The sequence below is a fragment of the Alphaproteobacteria bacterium genome (assembly GCA_015231795.1).
Classification (GTDB): domain Bacteria; phylum Pseudomonadota; class Alphaproteobacteria; order Rhodospirillales; family WMHbin7; genus WMHbin7.
The window spans coordinates 77625-94251 of record JADGAX010000008.1; the positions used below are offsets into that span (position 1 = coordinate 77625).

Consider the following 16627-nt stretch of genomic DNA (forward strand, 5'->3'; position numbering starts at 1 on the left):
ATGTCCCAAGCTCTTCCCAAGCCAGCCTTTACACCCTATATTCAGAACTGCCGGGAAACCGGCTATGGCGCTAAACGCCTTGCAGAATAAGCATTGCGGACCCGGGGGCGGTACCCGGCGCCTCCACCATTCCAAGGCCTGGTTGTCGGGCTGAGCTTGGGGGCGAAACAGGATCGACGCGTGTGGTAAAGGCAGGGTCTGTGCCCGGTATGGTTCCGCCGTTAGCGGGCCGTTTTACAAGAGCCAACGACAACGAGGCTCTCGCCATTGCCGCGTAATCTACGCCCCTAACGGGGCATGATTATAGGCTTTAGCGCGGTTCGGGGGGCACCGGGCAACAGAAGCCCCCCACTTATTATCGTGAACAAGGCCCCTGCGGCCTCGTTCTCTCCTGGCAAGACCCAGGGTTGCCAAGCAACCCGCCCACCAGCTTTGCTGGCAATGTTTAATTGGCGCGCATCGCGCGCAGCGCTTGAGGGACAGATATAAAGGGGACCCATGACAGACAGCGCCTTCCGATACGACAAAATGGTTGAAGACGCGCTGAAGGGCGTGGTGCGCCAGTGCCTGTTGCAGGTGGGCAAGCGCGGCGGCCTTCCCGGCCAGCATCATTTCTACATCACCTACCGCACGCGTCATCCCGGCGTGGCCCTGCCCACCCATCTACGCGAACGCTATCCCGAGGAAATCACCATCGTTCTTCAGCACCAGTTCTGGAATCTGGATGTCGGCGAGGAGGGGTTCTCGGTCGGTCTGTCTTTCGGCGGCGTGCAGGAAACCTTGGTGGTGCCCTTTGCCGCCATCACCGCCTTTGCCGATCCTTCCTGCAAGTTCGGCCTGCAATTCCAGACCGAAATCGTGGCCGACCCCAAAGCCAAAACCGAACCGGCAGAGCTGCCGGTCGCCAAGGACAACGGCGCCAAGGTCGTAACGCTCGACGCCTTTCGCAAGAAATAACGCCCACTCTTCGAGGTTCCCATGGCTGACACCGCCTTCTCAGAGATGTTCCCGCTTGCCCCCGACGCCACGCAATATCGCCAGATCGCCAAGGATCATGTCGGCGTCGAGAAATTCAAGGGCAAGGACGTGCTGGTGGTCGAACCCAAGGCGCTGGAGATCCTGGCCTTCGAGGGCTTCAAGGACATTTCGCACCTGTTGCGCCCCAGCCACCTTGCACAACTGGCGGCGATTTTGGAAGATCCCGAAGCCAGCGAGAATGATCGCTTCGTCGCCTTCGACATGCTGAAGAACGCCAATATCGCGGCGGGCATGAAGCTGCCGATGTGTCAGGATACCGGCACCGCCATCATCACCGCCAAGAAGGGCGGCCAAGTCTGGACCGGCGGCGGCGACGAGGCTGCCCTGTCGGCGGGCGTTCAGCGCGCCTATACCGAACTGAACCTGCGCTACAGCCAAGTGGCTCCGGTCTCGTTGTACGAGGAAGTGAACACCGGCAACAACCTGCCCGCCCAGATCGACATTTCGGCGGTGAATGGCGACGCCTATAAATTTCTGTTCATGGCCAAGGGCGGCGGCTCGGCCAACAAGACCTATCTGTATCAGCAGACCAAGGCGCTGTTGAACCCCGACAGCCTGCTGAAATTCCTGGATGTGCAGATTCGCACACTGGGCACGGCGGCCTGTCCGCCCTACCATCTGGCCATCGTCATCGGTGGCACTTCGGCGGAAATGTGCCTAAAGACCGTGAAGCTGGCCTCGGCCCGCTATCTCGATGGTCTGCCGACCGTAGGCTCGAAGGCGGCGCACGCCATCCGCGACCCCGAATTGGAAGCCATCGTCCATAAGATGACGCAGAATATGGGCCTGGGCGCGCAGTTCGGCGGCAAATATTTCTGCCACGATGTGCGCGTCATCCGCCTGCCGCGCCACGGCGCATCGCTGCCGGTGGGACTGGGCGTTTCCTGTTCCGCCGACCGCCAAGCGGTGGCCAAGATCACCAAGGATGGCTTGTTCCTGGAAGCCTTGGAGACCGATCCCTCGACATATCTGCCCAAGATTGACGAAAGCAAACTGAGCGGCCAAGTGGTGAACGTCGACCTTAAAAAGCCGATGAGCGAGATCAGGGCCACATTGTCGCAATATCCCATCAAGACCAGATTGGCGCTGACCGGCACCTTGATCGTGGCCCGCGACATCGCGCACGCCAAGCTGAAAGAACGTCTCGATTCCGGCCAGGGCCTGCCGCAATATTTCAAGGATCATCCGGTCTATTACGCTGGCCCCGCCAAAACGCCCACCGGCATGGCCTCGGGGTCTTTCGGCCCCACCACGGCGGGGCGCATGGACAGCTATGTCGATCTGTTCCAGGCCAATGGCGGCAGCATGGTCATGCTGGCCAAGGGCAATCGTTCGAAGGCGGTGACCGAATCTTGCAAGAAGCATGGCGGCTTCTATCTGGGATCGATCGGCGGCTCGGCGGCCCGTTTGGCTCAGGACTGCATCAAGAAGGTCGAGGTGCTGGAATATCCCGAACTGGGCATGGAAGCCGTCTGGAAGATCGAGGTCGAAAATTTCCCCGCCTTCATCATCGTCGACGACAAGGGCAACGACTTTTTCGAGAAACTATAGCCGTCGCCAACGTCACGCAAGCAAGGAGAGCAAGATGTTTCGCCGCTCCGTTTTTCTGCTGCCGATCCTTCTGGCCCTGGCCCTGCCCGCCTGCGCCGCTGACAAAAAAGCGCCGCCGGTCATCGCAGGGCATGTCTCGCGCATTCAAGAAAGCGCCATGCTGAACGGGCTGGCGCTGACCCAAAAGGGCGCCCTCGTGCATGTCGGCGATAAGCTGTCGACCGGCAAGGACTCGCGCCTCGAACTGCGCTTTACCGACGGCGGCACCTTGGTGCTGGGCGAAAACGGCCAATTGGTGGTCGATGCCTATCTCTATGATCCCGTGAAGATCAAGGGCAACAGCCTGCTCAGTGTCGTCCAGGGCGCTTTCAAGGCGACCACGGCGGGCATCGCCAAGCTGGAAGACCAGCCCTACAAAGTGCGAACGGCGGTGGCGACCATCGGCATTCGCGGCACCACTTTCTGGGGCGGCGGGCTGGGAGAAGGAAGCGGCTACAATGTCCTGGTGCTGGAAGGCAAGGGCGTGGTGGTCGAGAACCAACTGGGCAAGGTGGAACTGGCCGGGGCGGGCCTGGGCACCTCGATTGCGGCGGGCGGAGCGCCTGGGGCACCCGTTGTCTGGTCGCCCGAGCGCCAGGCCGAAGCGGCGGCGACGGTGTCGTTTAAGTAGGGCGGATGACCATCAGAGCGAAGATGCCCACCAAGGCCAGGAAAGCAGGCCAGCCAAGGGCAAACCATATCCGCATGAGACGGTGAGCCTGAACGGGCAGCGGCGATCCTTCGTTCGTCGCTTTTCTGGCCAAGTCTCGCACCTTATACTGGATTGCCACCACGGGCAGCCAACAGGCCAAAGCCAAAACATAAAGCCCATAGACGAACTGCAGCCACAGGGCGAGAGGGTCGTGTCCGCCCAGATAAATCAGGGCGAGGCCGGTTAATACCTGCACTGCGCCAGAACTGGCCGTGAACAACCAATCAGCCAAAACAACGTTTGATGTCACCACAGCCAGAACCTTGGCATCGCCACGTCGATAGGCGAACCACATGTGGAAGGCTGTCCCCAATCCAGTGCCAAACAACAAAGTTGCCGACAAGATATGCACGATTTTGACCAGGAAGAATGGTTCCATTATTTCTTTTCCTCCATAGCCCACAAAACGAGAATGGCGGCAAGAATAGGAAGATTTTTCAATAGAGGTCCCAGTGGTTCCAGCCACAAGGCGGGAGTCAGAAGCGATAGAAATATTGTGTAACCGGCAACCATCAAGCCTTGCAACGGCAGGCTCCAATGCAGCCCACGCCCAAGGATCAAACTGGCCGCCAGCATAAGATCGAAAGCGCCGGCGAGACGGACCCAAATGGGTGAAACGGGTATCTCCGTCCAGCTTTCCGGCGCCAGAAACAAGCCCATCAGTCCCGATGCCAGCCACAGAATAGCCAGGACGGCTCGCAGCAACGGATTCAGAAAATAAAGACGCGCGTGCCAGCGGTCCTGGACATGCGAGGGGCATTTAACATGCCATTGGTCCATGCTGAGAAACCGCAAGCCGGTTGCGCCTTCAAACGCCGTGGCACTTGCTGCGTTGCCGTGCAGCAATTGGGACAGTGCCGTGGTTGAAAATGGGCCGCCCCCGATAAGATCGCCGACCTTGCATGCCACTCGGATCAGCCATAGAGGAACAGGCAATACGAAGGCCTGGGGCAATCCAAGCCAAGCCCTCAGTTTGACAAGAATTTCCCTAAGGCTTAGTTGCTCTGGCCCACAAGGCTCGAGCGTGCATTGCCTCGGTTCGCCCGTTTCGATAAAGCGGACCACCGCCTGTGCCAAATCGTCGGCGTGCAGAGGCTGAAAGACCTGATCGCCGCAGCCGGGAACAGGAATGACGATTGGCAACGCGGCAAGCCCTCTCATCAGGGACGTGCCGCCATAGCTTCCCTGCGCATATACCAAGGACGGGCGCAGGATCAACCAGTTAAGGTCGAGTTGCTTCAAACGTTCTTCCGCTTCATATTTGCTCAGCGCAAAACCGGTTCCTGCCTCTTTATCCGCGCCTGTGGCGGAAATGTGAATGATGCGCTTCACCCCGGCCATCTGGCAGGCTTGATACAAGGCCATGGGGCCACTGACATGAACGGCATCCAAAGACTGGCCAGGAGCGGCACGTAAAATTCCAGCCGCGTTGACAACAGCATCAACGCCCTTAAGCCGATCCGCCCAGTCCTCTGGCGCAACGTCGCTGTTGAGATCGACTGCTATCTCGGAAATGCCCGGAAAGCGTCGAGGCATCTCCCCCGTCTCGCGCACCGCAGCAATCACCTGATGGTCTGCCGACAAAAGTGCCGCCACAATATGTCGGCCGATAAACCCCTTGGCACCCAGAACGAGAACCCGCACTTGCGCCTCCCCTTGAAGGGTATCATTCTGCCTTCAGAATCAGCACAAAGGAAGGCGCATGACGTCCAATCAGTTGCGCAAGCGCTCGCTGTCGATTGCCGGGCACCGGACCAGCGTGGCGCTTGAGCCGGAATTCTGGAAAGCCTTGGAAGAAATCGCCGCCCAGCGCCAGACATCCTTGAGCGATCTGGTGGCGAAGACCGACGAAACGCGCCAAGCGAATGGGCTTTCCAGCGCGCTGCGTCTTCTGGCGCTTGAGCATTATCGCAAGTCGCCCTAGGGTCAGAACTCATTAACGCCACGGACGCGACGCTGGAGATTTTGTTGTCTGAACAGGCGCTTGGCCCGCCGTGGACTGGCTGTCCACAAGGGGCAAGCAACGCATTCGGGCGGCAAAATCACCGCGTCCCTTCGGGCTTCGAAGGAAATGGCCGACTGATGCGTCAAAACGCTCGACCGTATTCCCGATACGCTCATCGCGTTTTTCCTGTCATTCGGCCATTTCCTTCAGAAGCGCGTCTCGCGGGGTTCATGAGTTTTGACCCTACAACCCCTTCAGAATGTTCTTGAGGATCTTCGAGGGCTTTTCCTTTTGCGCCGGTTGCTGCGCAGGTTGATCCGCCGATGGCGAAGACGGCGCTTGCTGCTGCGGCGCGGAACCGCCGCCCAGCAAACCGTCCAGGCCCTTGGCCTTCAGTCCCTTCATCAAGCCCTTCTCGACCGCCCAGCGCTGCAGATCGTCGATATCGACGAATTTGCGCGGCGCGTCCAGGGGGCCTTGCAGGCGAACGCCCAGCGACGGGCCATTGGCGCTGCCCGTCAGCTTGAAGGCGAGCTTGGCGTCCTGGGTCCATTGCGGCAAATCGGCCTGCATGGTGCCCGACCCCGTGCCGCCATCGGCCACCAGTTTGATGTCGTTGCTGGTGACGATGCCGTTATTCGCCTTGAAGCTGGCCGACATCTGGCTGAAGGCGGTTTTGCCGCCGCCGGAAACCGTGGAAGCCAGCCCCGCCAGGGCCGCCACATTGTTGATGTTGGCCAACTGGCGATTGACGGCGGGAAGATCGATCCCCTCCACCACGCCGTCCTTGGCGGCGAAACCGCCATTGCCGGTCAGATGCGACACCAGCTCGGCCTCGCTTCTGCCCGACGACGTTAGGCTGAATTGCGCATCATATTTCCCAGCCGCCTGATGAAGGCCCGCCAATTCGCTCAACGTGGATTTCAGATCGGCGCCCACCAGCGTCGCCTTGCTCTCGACCTGCATGCCAGCCCCAGCCACCAGACGCGCCTGGGCGTCCAGCGCGCCGCCCCACAAGGTTGCGGTCAGTTTCGACACCGTAAGAACGCCGTCTCTAAGTTCGGCGCTGGCAACCGGCTTTAACATGCGAATGCCCGACACGCGCAAGCCAGCCAGGCTGATGTCCGCCTTGGCGTCGATATCTTTCAAGCCCGACAAATCGATGGGCGATGAAGACCAGCGCGCGCCGCCGCCTTGGGCCAGCGCCGCCAATTGAACGCCAATCTTCTCGGGCAGGGGCATGCCGTGACGGCCAAGCGCCGCCATCTTCCTGGGCATATAGGCGTCCAGGTCGATCTCGCCGCCCGTGAGCTTCGCCGTCAGTTGCGGGCGAGCGCCGGTCAGCAGAATCTGCGCGCCGCCTTCGACCTTTCCCTTGCCCAGAAGGAGCGCCAGATTTGACAGGTCGATCTTCGCAGGATCGGCCGACAGCGATGACGCCAAGTCCAGCGGCCCCCAATGGCCGTCTTGCTTGAGCAGTTGCGCCGCGTTGGGATGTTTGAGCGACATCTTGCCGTCAAAACGCGGCGACAGGCTGACGATGTCGTGAATTTTGCCGTCTAGCCTGGCGTCGGCGCCCTTGGCGCTCAGAAGTGCTGACAAATCCAACCCGTCCACCCCGCCATCCAACATGGCGGTCAAGGCCAAGGGGCCAAGATCGTCCAATCCCGACGCCGAAAGACCGGCTATCGCCGCCAGCAGAGCGGGTTGGCGGCTGGCCAGCTCAAGCGACAGTTTCTTGAAGCTGGGCAGGCCTTTGCTCAATCCCTCGATGCCGCCCTTCAAGCGCAGGTTTGATCCGGCCAGATCGCCCACGCCCGCATCCTTCATCATCAGATCGCCATTCAGCAGCGAACCGTCGATCAGTATTTTGTTGGCCGCCGTTTTTTTCCAGACCACGTTGTTGGCGGTCAGCCGGATATTCGCGTCAAAGCCCGTCAGGAAGGCCAAGGGCGAGATTTGCGCCTTGGAAGCGGCGGGAGGAGCGGCGCCTTTCGCAACCGGCGACGAAGAGGTGGAAGCGCTTTCCTTTTCCGTCTGCTGCGAAACCGGCTGGCTCGCCAGATACGAATCGAGATCGAGGCGGTTCAGATCGAGCGCCAGCCCCACGGCGGGCCTGACGCCCGGCTTCAAGATGGCCGCCCCCAGAAGGCGCGTTTCGTCCAACGTCATATCCAGATTGGTCAGCCGCACTTCTTGTGACGTGCCCTGGACGCTGGCCTTCAGCCGGAAATTTTGCAGGCGGTTGGCGGCAAGGTTCTTGGGTTCGCCGCCCAGCCAAGCCAGCGTGGCGCGCAGCTTGGGCGTCTGCGCTTCCAGATTGCCTTCGAACTTCAAGCCTTGCGGCACATTGTTGACGAAACCGAAGAAGGCCGCTTCACCGCCGCCCGGCAATTGCAGCGACGCCTGGCTGACCGTCAGTTCGCCCGCATTCAAGGCCGCGTCGAAATGAACTTGTTCGATGGACTGACCATTCCAAGCCACGCTGCCCACGCGCAGATCGAAAATGGCGGCAAGATTGCCCGGCAATTGCACGGTCTTTGCCGATGGCGTCTTGGCCGTTTCCTGCGGCTTGTCGCTCGGCCCCGCCTTCTCGGCCCCGCCTGTTGTTCGTGCGACGGGCTGCGCGGTCGCTTGCGGCTGCGCCCCTTTGGGCGTCAGGCGGTCAAGATCGAGGCGGTCCATTTCAAGACGCGCTTCCAAGCGGCTTTCGGCGCCCAGCACCAGTTTCAGCTTGCCATATCCCTTGCCGCCCGCCAGTTCGATGCGGGTCTCATCCAGCGAGATCGTATTGGCCGAAGCCGCCAAGGTCGATTCGATGCGCAGCGGATCGGGCGCCAACCCCTGCGCCACGCCCAGCGAACGGGCCAAGCCATCCAGGCTGGGCGCCTCGACCACCAGCTTTCCCCTGGCCGCATAGCCGCCGGAAAGCAGGCTGAGCAGGCCGCCATAGCGGGCCTTGAAGCCGGGACCGGGCAAGGTGAATTCGATATTGAGCGGAGAGGCGCGGTCGCGGCGCAGTTCTTCCAGACCGCCGGACAGCAACACCGGCTGGCCCAGGAAATTCGCCTGACCCTCGAATTTATAAGGACCCGTCAGGGATCCCGCCTCGGCGTCCAATCCAATGCCGTCGAACTTCTGCATGGCCTGGGTTCTGGCGTCCTTCACGATCACCGTGGCGTTCGACACTTGAAGATGATTGATCTCGACGCTGGGCGCTTGGCCCTTATCCTGAGACGAAGAAGCGTCCTTGCCTTCTTGCTTGGGCGGCAGGGCCTGCGCCGGAGCCACCGAGGTTGTGGGCAACCAACTGGGCGATCCATCGGCCATGGTTTCCAAGGTCACCGTGGCGCCGTCCAGCAAGATGGCCTGGAAGGCGATGCGGCCCTGCGCCATCTTCAAAAGCGACAACTCGACGCGCGCCTTGCGCAGGTCAAGCAGATCGGGATCCGCAGCCCCCTTTGGCGCCTTGACCTTCACGCCGCGCAAGGTCACTGCGGGCGAAGGCAACAACCTGAAATCGATCCCCGATTCGATGCTGACCGGGTGGCCAAGGGCTTGCGTCAATTTGCTCTCGATCTCGGGACGGAAGCGGTCCGCCTTGACGAACAAGGGAGCGATGAAGCCGACCGCCGAGACGGTCAGCGCCAGGGCGCCCAGAACGATCAGGGACTTTCGAAAAGGTTCGATCCGCGTCATGTCCAATTTCATACGCGGATCACCTTCCCGGGATTCATGATGTTCAAAGGATCAATGGCGCGCTTTAGCGTGCGCATCAGATCGGCCGCCGGGCCGAATTCCTTTTCAAGATAGTGCATCTTGCCGGTGCCGATGCCATGTTCGCCGGTGCAGGTGCCGCCCATGGCCAGGGCGCGCTCGACCATACGCCCGCTCAAGCGCTTGGCTTCCGACAGGTCTTTCTCAACGCCCGGCTCGATCAGAAAGATGGTGTGGAAATTGCCGTCGCCGACATGCCCCACGATGGCCGCCGTCAGGAAGGATTGCGAAACGTCGGCCCGCGTTTCGCCGATGGCCTCGGCCAGTCGCGAGATGGGCACGCAGACGTCCGTCGTCAAACCCTTGCAGCCGGGCTTCAAGGCCAGCGCCGCGTAATAGGCGTCGTGCCTGGCCTGCCACATTTTCGAACGATCCTCAGTCTTGGCCGCCCAGGTAAAGCGCTCGCCGCCCTCTTCGGCGGCGATGGCGCCCACCGTCTCGGCCTGTTCCGCCACCCCTTGTTGGGAACCGTGGAATTCGAAGAACAAGGTGGGCTTTTCCAAAAGATCGAGCTTGGCGAATCGATTGACCGCCATCACCGAGGTTTCGTCCAGCAATTCCATTCTGGCCACCGGAATGCCGCTTTGGATGATCAGGATCACGGTGTTGACGGCGGCCTCGACGCTGGGAAACGAGCAGACAGCCGCCGAGATGGCTTCCGGAATGCCGTACAGACGCAAGGTCAATTCGGTGATGATGCCCAGCGTTCCCTCGCAGCCGACGAACAGATGGGTCAGGTCGTATCCCGCCGCCGACTTCTTGGCCCTGGACGCCGTGGTGATGATCTGTCCGTCGGGCAACACGACGGTGGCCGACAGCACGGCCTCTTTCATGGTGCCGTAGCGCACGGCGTTGGTGCCGGAAGCGCGGGTCGCCGCCATGCCGCCCAGGCTGGCGTCGGCCCCCGGATCGACCGGAAAGAACAGGCCCTGATCGCGTAAGAATTCGTTCAACTGCTTGCGCGTGACGCCTGCCTGGACCGTCACGTCCAAATCCTCGGGACGCACGGCGACGATCTTGTTCATCCCCATCAGATCGATGCAGACCCCGCCTTCCAGCGCCGCCACATGGCCTTCCAGCGAGGTGCCGGTGCCGAAGGCGACCACGGGCACGCGGCGCTTGGCGCAGGCCTTGACGATGGCGCTGACCTCTTCGGTCGATTGGGCGAAGGCCACGGCGTCGGGCAAGGCCGTCTCGTGATAGGATTCGTCGTGGCCGTGCTGCTCGCACACCGCGCCCGAGGTGCTGAGGCGCTCGCCCAGAAGCGCTTTCAACTCGGCGATCAATTCAGGGGGAGCCGTCCGGCGAACTGGCTTGTCCATGGATATGTCTCCTAAATCAGCAGCCCCGCCACGGCGCCGGTCATCAGACTGGCCAACGTGCCGGAGAGGATCGACTTCACGCCAAGCTCGACGATCTCGGCCCGTCGCGTCGGGGCCAAAGCCCCCATGCCGCCGATCATGATGCCAAGACTTCCGAAATTGGCGAAACCGCACATACCGTATGTCATGAGGAGGCGCGAGCGCTCGTTCAAGGCCCCTTGGGGCAATTGGGACATTTTGAGGTAAGCCAGCAGTTCGTTCAACACCGTCTTGACCCCCATCAGTTCGGCGGCCACGAACACATCCTGGGCGGGAATTCCCATCAGCCAGACCAGCGGGATCATCGGCCAGGAGAAAATGCGTTCCAGCGTCACCGGCCTGCCCGCGAAATCGGGCAACAGATTCAAGGCCGCATTGCCCAGATAGACCAACCCGACCAGCACGATCAGCATCGCCGTGATGTTCAGCAGCAGTTGAATGCCGTCCTGGGTTCCTTTGGCGACGGCATCCATCGAACCGGCATACAGGGCTTCGGGGGCAAGTGCTTCGCTGGCGGTTTTTCCCGTGTCCGGCACCATGATCTTGCCCACCATCACTGCGGCGGGAACGCTGATCAGCGAGGCGGTCAGCAGATGGCCGATGGGATCGGGAATGACGCCGTTCAGGAAGGTGGCGTAAAGCACCATCACGGTCCCGGCGATGGTAGCCATGCCGCAAGTCATGACCACGAACAATTCGCCCCGGCTTAAGCGTTCGAGATAGGGCCTGATCAGCAGCGGCGCTTCGACCATGCCCAGAAAGGCGTTGGCGGCGGCGCTGACGCCGACGGCGCCGCCCACTTTCATGCTCTTCTCAAGCAGGAAGGCAAAGCCGCGCACCACCAAGGGCAGGATGCGCCAGTGATAGAGCAGCGCCGACAAGGCGCTCATCAGCAGCACCAGGGGCAAGGCCTGGAAGGCCAGCACGAAACTGGAGCCGGGGGCGCTCTCGGCAAAGGGCAGCGCCCCGCCGCCCAGAAAGCCGAACACGAACGAGGTTCCGGCCTGAGTGGCCCCTTGCAAGACGGCCACTATATTTCCAAGGACGGCAAAGGCTTCCTTGACGCCCGGAAATTTCAGCAACAAGGCGGCCAGGGCGATTTGCACGGCAAGGCCCGCCAGAACCAGACGCCATGAGACGAGGCGCTTGCCCTCGCTGAACATCCAGGCGACGGCCACCAAGCCCAGAAGCCCGACAATGCTTTGCAACTGTTCCAAGCGCCCTCCCCTTTCGTTTGAATCCGACACTACCCCCTGGGCTGGGGGCTGGCAACGGCTTGGCGTTTCACGTTAATCTAATGGATGCGCGCCTTGGACCCCAGCCTGTTCAGCTTGCAACAGCCCACCAGCCAGACCCTTCCCCTGGTGGTCGCCGTTCCGCATGCCGGGCGCGATTACGGGGAACGTTTTTCAAGCGGGACCGTGATCGGCTTGCCGCAATTGCGCGTCACCGAGGATGCCTTCGCCGATGAACTGGCGTCTCAGGCGCCAGCCCTGGGCATTCCCCTGCTGTGCGCCCTGTTTCCCCGCATCTGGCTGGATGTGAACCGGGACGCAGGCGAAATCGATCCCTTGCTGACGCCGGACGCTAACGCCGAAGCCTCGTTCCTGGCCTCCAACAACGTGCGGGCCGGGCTGGGCGTGGTGCCCAGGCTGCTGACCGGCGGGCGGACGATCCACGCGGCCCAGCTGCCGATGGCCGAAATCAAGGCGCGGCTGTCCATGGCTTGGCGTCCCTATCACGACTGCTTGGCCGAATTGACCGAAACCACCAGACAGCATTTCGGAACCTGCCTTTTGATCGACTGTCACAGCATGCCCAGCGGGCGCGAGATCGATCCCATCGATATCTCGCTGGGCGACGGTTTCGGCGCCACCGCCGATCCATCCATCGTTGATGAAGCGGAACGGTTCTTCCTGGAACTGGGGCTGAACGTCTCTCGCAACCAGCCCTATGCGGGCGGCTATACGACGCGCCATTACGGAAAACCCGAGACGGGGATTCACGCCCTGCAAATCGAGATCAGGCGCGGCCTTTACATGGACGAACGCAGCTTCGAACGCCAGCCGGGACTGGCGGAACTGACGACCCATCTGGGCGACTTGTTTGCCCGGATGGGTCGGATCGTTCACAGCCTCGCGTAATATAAGACGGCCCCCAGAAGGGCGCTGGCCAACAACACTTTCAGCATGCCCATCTTGAATTTCAGCGTCGCCAGAATGGCCGCCGCCGAAAGAGCCAGCGCCAGCGCGTCCAGACTGGACAGGTCGGGAACCAGCAACTTCATGCCGAACATCCGCACTTCGTCCAGCTTGGCGAACAAGACATGCAGCGCGAACCAGACCGACAGGTTCAAGATGACGCCCACCACCGCCGCCGTGATCGCCGACAGGGCGGCATTCAGGCTTTGGTTGCCGCGCAGGGCTTCGATATAGGGCGCTCCCAGGAAGATCCAAAGAAAGCAGGGAACGAAGGTGACATAGGTGGTCACCACCGCGCCGATGGTTCCGGCCACCAAGGGATCAAGCGGCCCCGGATTGCGCCACGCGGCCAGGAAACCCACGAATTGCAGCACCATGATCAACGGTCCCGGCGTGGTTTCGGCCAAACCCAACCCATCCAGCATCTCGCCCGGTTGCAGCCAGCCGTAAGTGCCCACCGCCTGTTGGGCGACATAGGCCAGCACGGCGTAAGCGCCGCCGAAGGTCACCACCGCCATCTTGCTGAAGAAAATGCCCTCCTGGGTGAAGACATGGCCAACCCCCAGAAATGCGGCGAAGAGGAGAAGGGGGGCCAGCCACAAGGTCAGCCAGACCGCCGATACTTTTAGCGCGCGGCCCGCCGACGGTTTGGTGTGGTCAAGGCTTCCCGCCAGAAAGGCGGCGTCGATCACCGCTTCGTCTTCTTTCTTGACGGCTTTCTTGGCTTGCACGAAGACGTGCGGCCACTTGCGCCCCCCCAAAAAGCCGATCAATCCGGCGCCTGCCACGATCAGGGGAAAGGGCAGATCCAGAAAGAAAATGGCGAAGAAGGCCAGACCGGCCAGACCGTACATGAAGCGGTTCTTGAGTGCGCGTTTGGCGATGCGCAGCAAGGCTTCCACCACCACGGCCAGCACGGCGGCCTTGATGCCGAAGAACAGGGCTTCGACCACCGGCAATTCATGCAGCGTGGCGTACAGCACGCTCAAGCCCCACATCACGATGGCGCCGGGCAGCACGAACAAAATGCCCGCCGCCAAGCCGCCCGCCGTGCGATGCAAAAGCCATCCCATATAGGTGGCCAGTTGCTGGGCCTCGGGTCCCGGCAGCAGCATGCAATAATTCAGCGCATGCAAGAAACGGCTTTCGGAAATCCACTTCTTCTCATCGACCAGCAGCCGGTGCATCAGGGCGATCTGTCCCGCCGGCCCTCCGAAGCCGATCAGTCCTATTTTCAGCCACAGGCGAAAGGCCTCGCCGAAGCTAACGCCTTTGTTCGTTTGTTCCATCATGTCCTCACGCCGTCCAGCTATGGGTTTCAGTCTGGCAGCTTTTCAGCCAGGCGTAGAGTGAATCGTAGATGAACATGCCATGCCTAAGCATCTCGTGATCGTCTTCGAACAAGGCCGACAGGCCCAGCGAGATGGCCAGCAGGCCGGATGCCTGCGGAGCCAAGTCCAACCGATCCGTATCCGCGCCGCGCCGCGCACGATAACCGCCAGACGGCGCAACTGGGGCTGGGTCAGCTTGTAGCGTTCAAGAAAAATGTCGAAGCTGCAAAGCTCGCCCTGATGCGACAGGTCGGCGCCTGGAATGTCATAGGGAATGGCCTGTTCCTGTTCGGCGACCGTGAAAACCTGTTCCTTGGGGACATACAGGAATTCGGGCGCGTCGTCGATGAAGCGCGCAATCAGCCAAGGGCAGGCGATGCGGTCGATCTTGGGGCGTTCGCGGGTGATCCATTTCATGGCGGCATCCTTTGCGTTGTGGAAAGGATGCGGATCGGCCAATCATCCATGAATTCCGGCCAAGCCACACCCTCCCCGGTTTTGGGGCGAGTGCAGAACTTGGACGATTCGCCAGATTGGGCGGGCCGTCTAACCGGGCGTCTGCGGCCCGGTTCTGAATAACTAGCTCTTTCCTATGTCGGAATCAATCAGGAAGGATCGCCGACCGTCGACGGATTTTCCTTCAGCGTGAAAATGAAATTGCTGCCGCCGCCGGGTTCGCTTTCGATCCAGATGTCGCCGCCATGCGCCTTGACGATGCGCTGGCAGAGGGCTAGGCCGATGCCGTAACCGGGAATGGACGCGCCCGCGTCGCGCTGGAACAGCTGAAAGACGCGCTCGCGCCTGTCTTCAGGAATGCCGATGCCGTTGTCGCGCACCGAAACCTTGATCTCGCCCTTGCCTGGAAAAAAGTCGATGCGCACCCGAGGCGCGCGGTCGGGATGGCGGTATTTCAGCGCGTTCTCGATCAAGTTCTGGATCAGGCGCCTGATCAGTTCCCGATTGCATCGCACATTGGGCAGGTCGGCCCTGGCCGCCACGTCGATAGCCCCGCTGGCCGATGCGGCAAGGGGCTGCAGCATGTCCGCCGCTTCTATTGCAATCTCGGGAATGCTGGCGCTGGAATACGAATCGGCGGATTGATGGCCGACCCTGGAATAATCGAGCAGCCCCAGAATCATCGCGTCCATCTGCTGGGCGCCCGCGCGGATATGTTCAAGAAACTCGGCGCCTTCGCCGGTCAGGACATCCTTGAAGCGCCGATCCAGCAATTGCGCGAAGCCGTTGATGTTGCGCATGGGGGCGCGCAGATCGTGCGAAATGGCATAGGCGAAACTCTCCAACTCCTTGTTCGAGCGGACCAGTTCGGCGGTTCTCGTTTCCACGCGTTGGGCCAAAGTTTCGCGCTCGCGGGCCAAATCCCTGGCCGCCAGATTCTTGGCGTGCAGGGCGCGAGCCAGGGAAACGGCCAACACGATCAAGGCCAGCACGAACAGCGTCAGCGTCAACAGGTGCCAGCGATAGGCCTCGAGAAGATCGGGCGGCTGGTTCAGAATGATTGAACCCGGCTGCAGTTTCTTGCGGTCGTCCCACCCCCACTTGTCCAACTGCGTCCAATCATAGACATGGCGCATGCTGGCCGGATGAGTGACCGGCCTGTCCTGGCTGATGTCCTGAACCGCCTTGCCGACATTGCGCCCGACAACCTCGACGCTGAGTTGGTATCCGCCGACGACGCCGCTGCCCATCAGGCTTTCCCAATTGCTGAAGATGGGCGCATTCGCCGTCTCGGCGATGCGGCGCGCCGCCTCGAAGGGCGTCAACTGCGCGCCGCGACCATCCGAGAACATCAGCAGGTAATAGATGATCGTTCCCGGCGGCAGTTTCGAGGTTCTGGCGATCGTTTCGTCAAGCGGCAAGTCGAACAGTTCATCGACCGGAAGGTTGGGGGCAACCTTGTCTTTGGCCTGCCTGAAATTATTCAGTCTCGTCCGACCCATCGCATTCGACTGCTCGACGATCACCGCGATGCGCTTGGCCTGGCTAAGGCGCAGCGCCTCGCTGAGCGAGGTTTCGTAATCGGTCTTGACCGTGATGCTGACGTCGCGCTCGGGCGACATGTTGATCGCCGCTACGTCCGTATCGGACAATTCAAGATAGATGATGGGCGTTTCTTCGCCCAAAAGATCGCGGCTTGCCGCCGCCAGCGCCGCCGCCGGAAGCGCCCAAGCGATCACCGCGTCGAACCGTTGGTCCTTGTATTTCTTGGCGATTAGGGCGCGAACACCTTGCGCCGCCTGATCGGCGGGCAGGCGCGAGGCATCCAGAAATTCAAAATAGACGTTGCTCTGCCCGGCGCGGTAGCCAAGCACATGGTCCAACCCGCGCTCGAAAGCGGCCTGGGCGGGCAAATCCTTGTTGAAACTAGACAAGACCAGCAGATTCAACCGCTCCGGCGACGCAAGCGCCCCCCGCCCCGGGAACAAGGCAAGGCCGACCAGAAACGCAAACAGGCACACGCGTCCCCACATCCGCGAGGACAGACTGCAATCAGGCATTCTTTTGTTCCGTTCAGATGGAACTTATTTCGTAATATTAGCAAAAAATATAGGGATATGTATTTGCCGATACAACGTGGCAGCCCCGCAAAAACGCGGGGCTTTGCTGGGGGTGCATTTTAAATGCGCCAGCATCTCATTGAACCCATTGAATTT

Annotated in this window: 12 protein-coding genes, 1 other RNA gene and 1 pseudogene; 6 read left to right on the top strand and 8 right to left on the bottom strand. The window is 61.1% G+C overall.

Annotation, left to right across the window (positions count from 1 at the left end; translation table 11 throughout):
- The first annotated feature begins 9 nt into the window (after positions 1-9).
- The 4 genes from ssrA (at position 10) to HQL44_14990 (ending at position 3259) form a co-directional block, all read left to right on the top strand.
- Positions 10-353: a transfer-messenger RNA gene (ssrA, locus tag HQL44_14975) on the top strand.
- A gap of 145 nt (positions 354-498) precedes the next feature.
- The gene (locus HQL44_14980) at positions 499-957 is read left to right on the top strand and encodes a hypothetical protein (protein MBF0269887.1); all 459 of its coding nucleotides are present in this window, start codon (positions 499-501) and stop codon (positions 955-957) included.
- A 21-nt stretch (positions 958-978) separates the two neighbouring features.
- Entirely contained in the window at positions 979-2589 is a 1611-nt protein-coding gene (locus HQL44_14985) for a fumarate hydratase (protein ID MBF0269888.1), read from the top strand.
- 34 nt (positions 2590-2623) lie between these two features.
- Complete coding sequence (locus HQL44_14990) at positions 2624-3259, top strand: FecR domain-containing protein (protein ID MBF0269889.1); 636 nt, start codon at positions 2624-2626, stop codon at positions 3257-3259.
- Here HQL44_14990 and HQL44_14995 read toward each other — a convergent pair.
- A complete protein-coding gene (locus HQL44_14995; GenBank protein MBF0269890.1) occupies positions 3252-3719 on the bottom strand; it encodes a DUF2269 domain-containing protein in 468 nt (155 codons plus the stop codon). The two genes, HQL44_14990 and HQL44_14995, sit on opposite strands and share 8 nt — an antisense overlap.
- Positions 3719-4984 (bottom strand): NAD(P)H-binding protein, encoded by a 1266-nt coding sequence (locus HQL44_15000; GenBank protein MBF0269891.1) that lies wholly within the window; start codon positions 4982-4984, stop codon positions 3719-3721. Before HQL44_15000 ends, HQL44_14995 begins: the two co-directional genes overlap by 1 nt.
- A gap of 58 nt (positions 4985-5042) precedes the next feature.
- On the opposite strand from HQL44_15000, the gene HQL44_15005 reads away from it, so the two are divergent.
- Positions 5043-5264, top strand: coding sequence for a ribbon-helix-helix domain-containing protein (locus HQL44_15005; GenBank protein ID MBF0269892.1), 222 nt, complete (start codon positions 5043-5045; stop codon positions 5262-5264).
- Between the two features lie 264 nt (positions 5265-5528).
- Here HQL44_15005 and HQL44_15010 read toward each other — a convergent pair whose 3' ends face one another.
- The 3 genes from HQL44_15010 to HQL44_15020 are packed head-to-tail and all read right to left on the bottom strand — an operon-like array spanning position 5529 to position 11640.
- The gene (locus HQL44_15010) at positions 5529-8984 is read right to left on the bottom strand and encodes an AsmA family protein (GenBank protein ID MBF0269893.1); all 3456 of its coding nucleotides are present in this window, start codon (positions 8982-8984) and stop codon (positions 5529-5531) included.
- Positions 8985-8992: 8 nt separating this feature from the next.
- On the bottom strand, positions 8993-10384 hold the full coding sequence (locus HQL44_15015) for an FAD-binding protein (GenBank protein MBF0269894.1): 1392 nt from the start codon (positions 10382-10384) through the stop codon (positions 8993-8995).
- 11 nt (positions 10385-10395) lie between these two features.
- Complete coding sequence (locus HQL44_15020) at positions 10396-11640, bottom strand: nucleoside:proton symporter (protein ID MBF0269895.1); 1245 nt, start codon at positions 11638-11640, stop codon at positions 10396-10398.
- An 84-nt stretch (positions 11641-11724) separates the two neighbouring features.
- On the opposite strand from HQL44_15020, the gene HQL44_15025 reads away from it, so the two are divergent.
- Positions 11725-12567, top strand: coding sequence for an N-formylglutamate amidohydrolase (locus HQL44_15025; protein MBF0269896.1), 843 nt, complete (start codon positions 11725-11727; stop codon positions 12565-12567).
- Here HQL44_15025 and chrA read toward each other — a convergent pair.
- The 3 genes and pseudogenes from chrA to HQL44_15040 all read right to left on the bottom strand — a co-directional run bounded on the left by chrA (position 12552) and on the right by HQL44_15040 (position 16471).
- Positions 12552-13916 (bottom strand): chromate efflux transporter, encoded by a 1365-nt coding sequence (chrA, locus tag HQL44_15030; protein ID MBF0269897.1) that lies wholly within the window; start codon positions 13914-13916, stop codon positions 12552-12554. The two genes, HQL44_15025 and chrA, sit on opposite strands and share 16 nt — an antisense overlap.
- A 4-nt stretch (positions 13917-13920) precedes the next feature.
- Positions 13921-14372 (bottom strand): annotated as a pseudogene (locus tag HQL44_15035) (chromate resistance protein).
- A gap of 188 nt (positions 14373-14560) precedes the next feature.
- Complete coding sequence (locus HQL44_15040) at positions 14561-16471, bottom strand: HAMP domain-containing histidine kinase (protein MBF0269898.1); 1911 nt, start codon at positions 16469-16471, stop codon at positions 14561-14563.
- Positions 16472-16627 lie beyond the last annotated feature (156 nt).

What these genes read in the sequence shown, in the direction of transcription:
- HQL44_14980 (MBF0269887.1), top strand. Translation starts at nt 499, where the DNA reads ATGACAGACAGCGCCTTCCGATACGACAAAATGGTTGAAGACGCGCTG.
- HQL44_14985 (MBF0269888.1), top strand. Translation starts at nt 979, where the DNA reads ATGGCTGACACCGCCTTCTCAGAGATGTTCCCGCTTGCCCCCGACGCC.
- HQL44_14990 (MBF0269889.1), top strand. Translation starts at nt 2,624, where the DNA reads ATGTTTCGCCGCTCCGTTTTTCTGCTGCCGATCCTTCTGGCCCTGGCC.
- HQL44_14995 (MBF0269890.1), bottom strand. Translation starts at nt 3,719, where the DNA reads ATGGAACCATTCTTCCTGGTCAAAATCGTGCATATCTTGTCGGCAACT.
- HQL44_15005 (MBF0269892.1), top strand. Translation starts at nt 5,043, where the DNA reads ATGACGTCCAATCAGTTGCGCAAGCGCTCGCTGTCGATTGCCGGGCAC.
- HQL44_15010 (MBF0269893.1), bottom strand. Translation starts at nt 8,984, where the DNA reads ATGACGCGGATCGAACCTTTTCGAAAGTCCCTGATCGTTCTGGGCGCC.
- HQL44_15015 (MBF0269894.1), bottom strand. Translation starts at nt 10,384, where the DNA reads ATGGACAAGCCAGTTCGCCGGACGGCTCCCCCTGAATTGATCGCCGAG.
- HQL44_15025 (MBF0269896.1), top strand. Translation starts at nt 11,725, where the DNA reads ATGCGCGCCTTGGACCCCAGCCTGTTCAGCTTGCAACAGCCCACCAGC.
- chrA (MBF0269897.1), bottom strand. Translation starts at nt 13,916, where the DNA reads ATGATGGAACAAACGAACAAAGGCGTTAGCTTCGGCGAGGCCTTTCGC.
- HQL44_15040 (MBF0269898.1), bottom strand. Translation starts at nt 16,471, where the DNA reads ATGCCTGATTGCAGTCTGTCCTCGCGGATGTGGGGACGCGTGTGCCTG.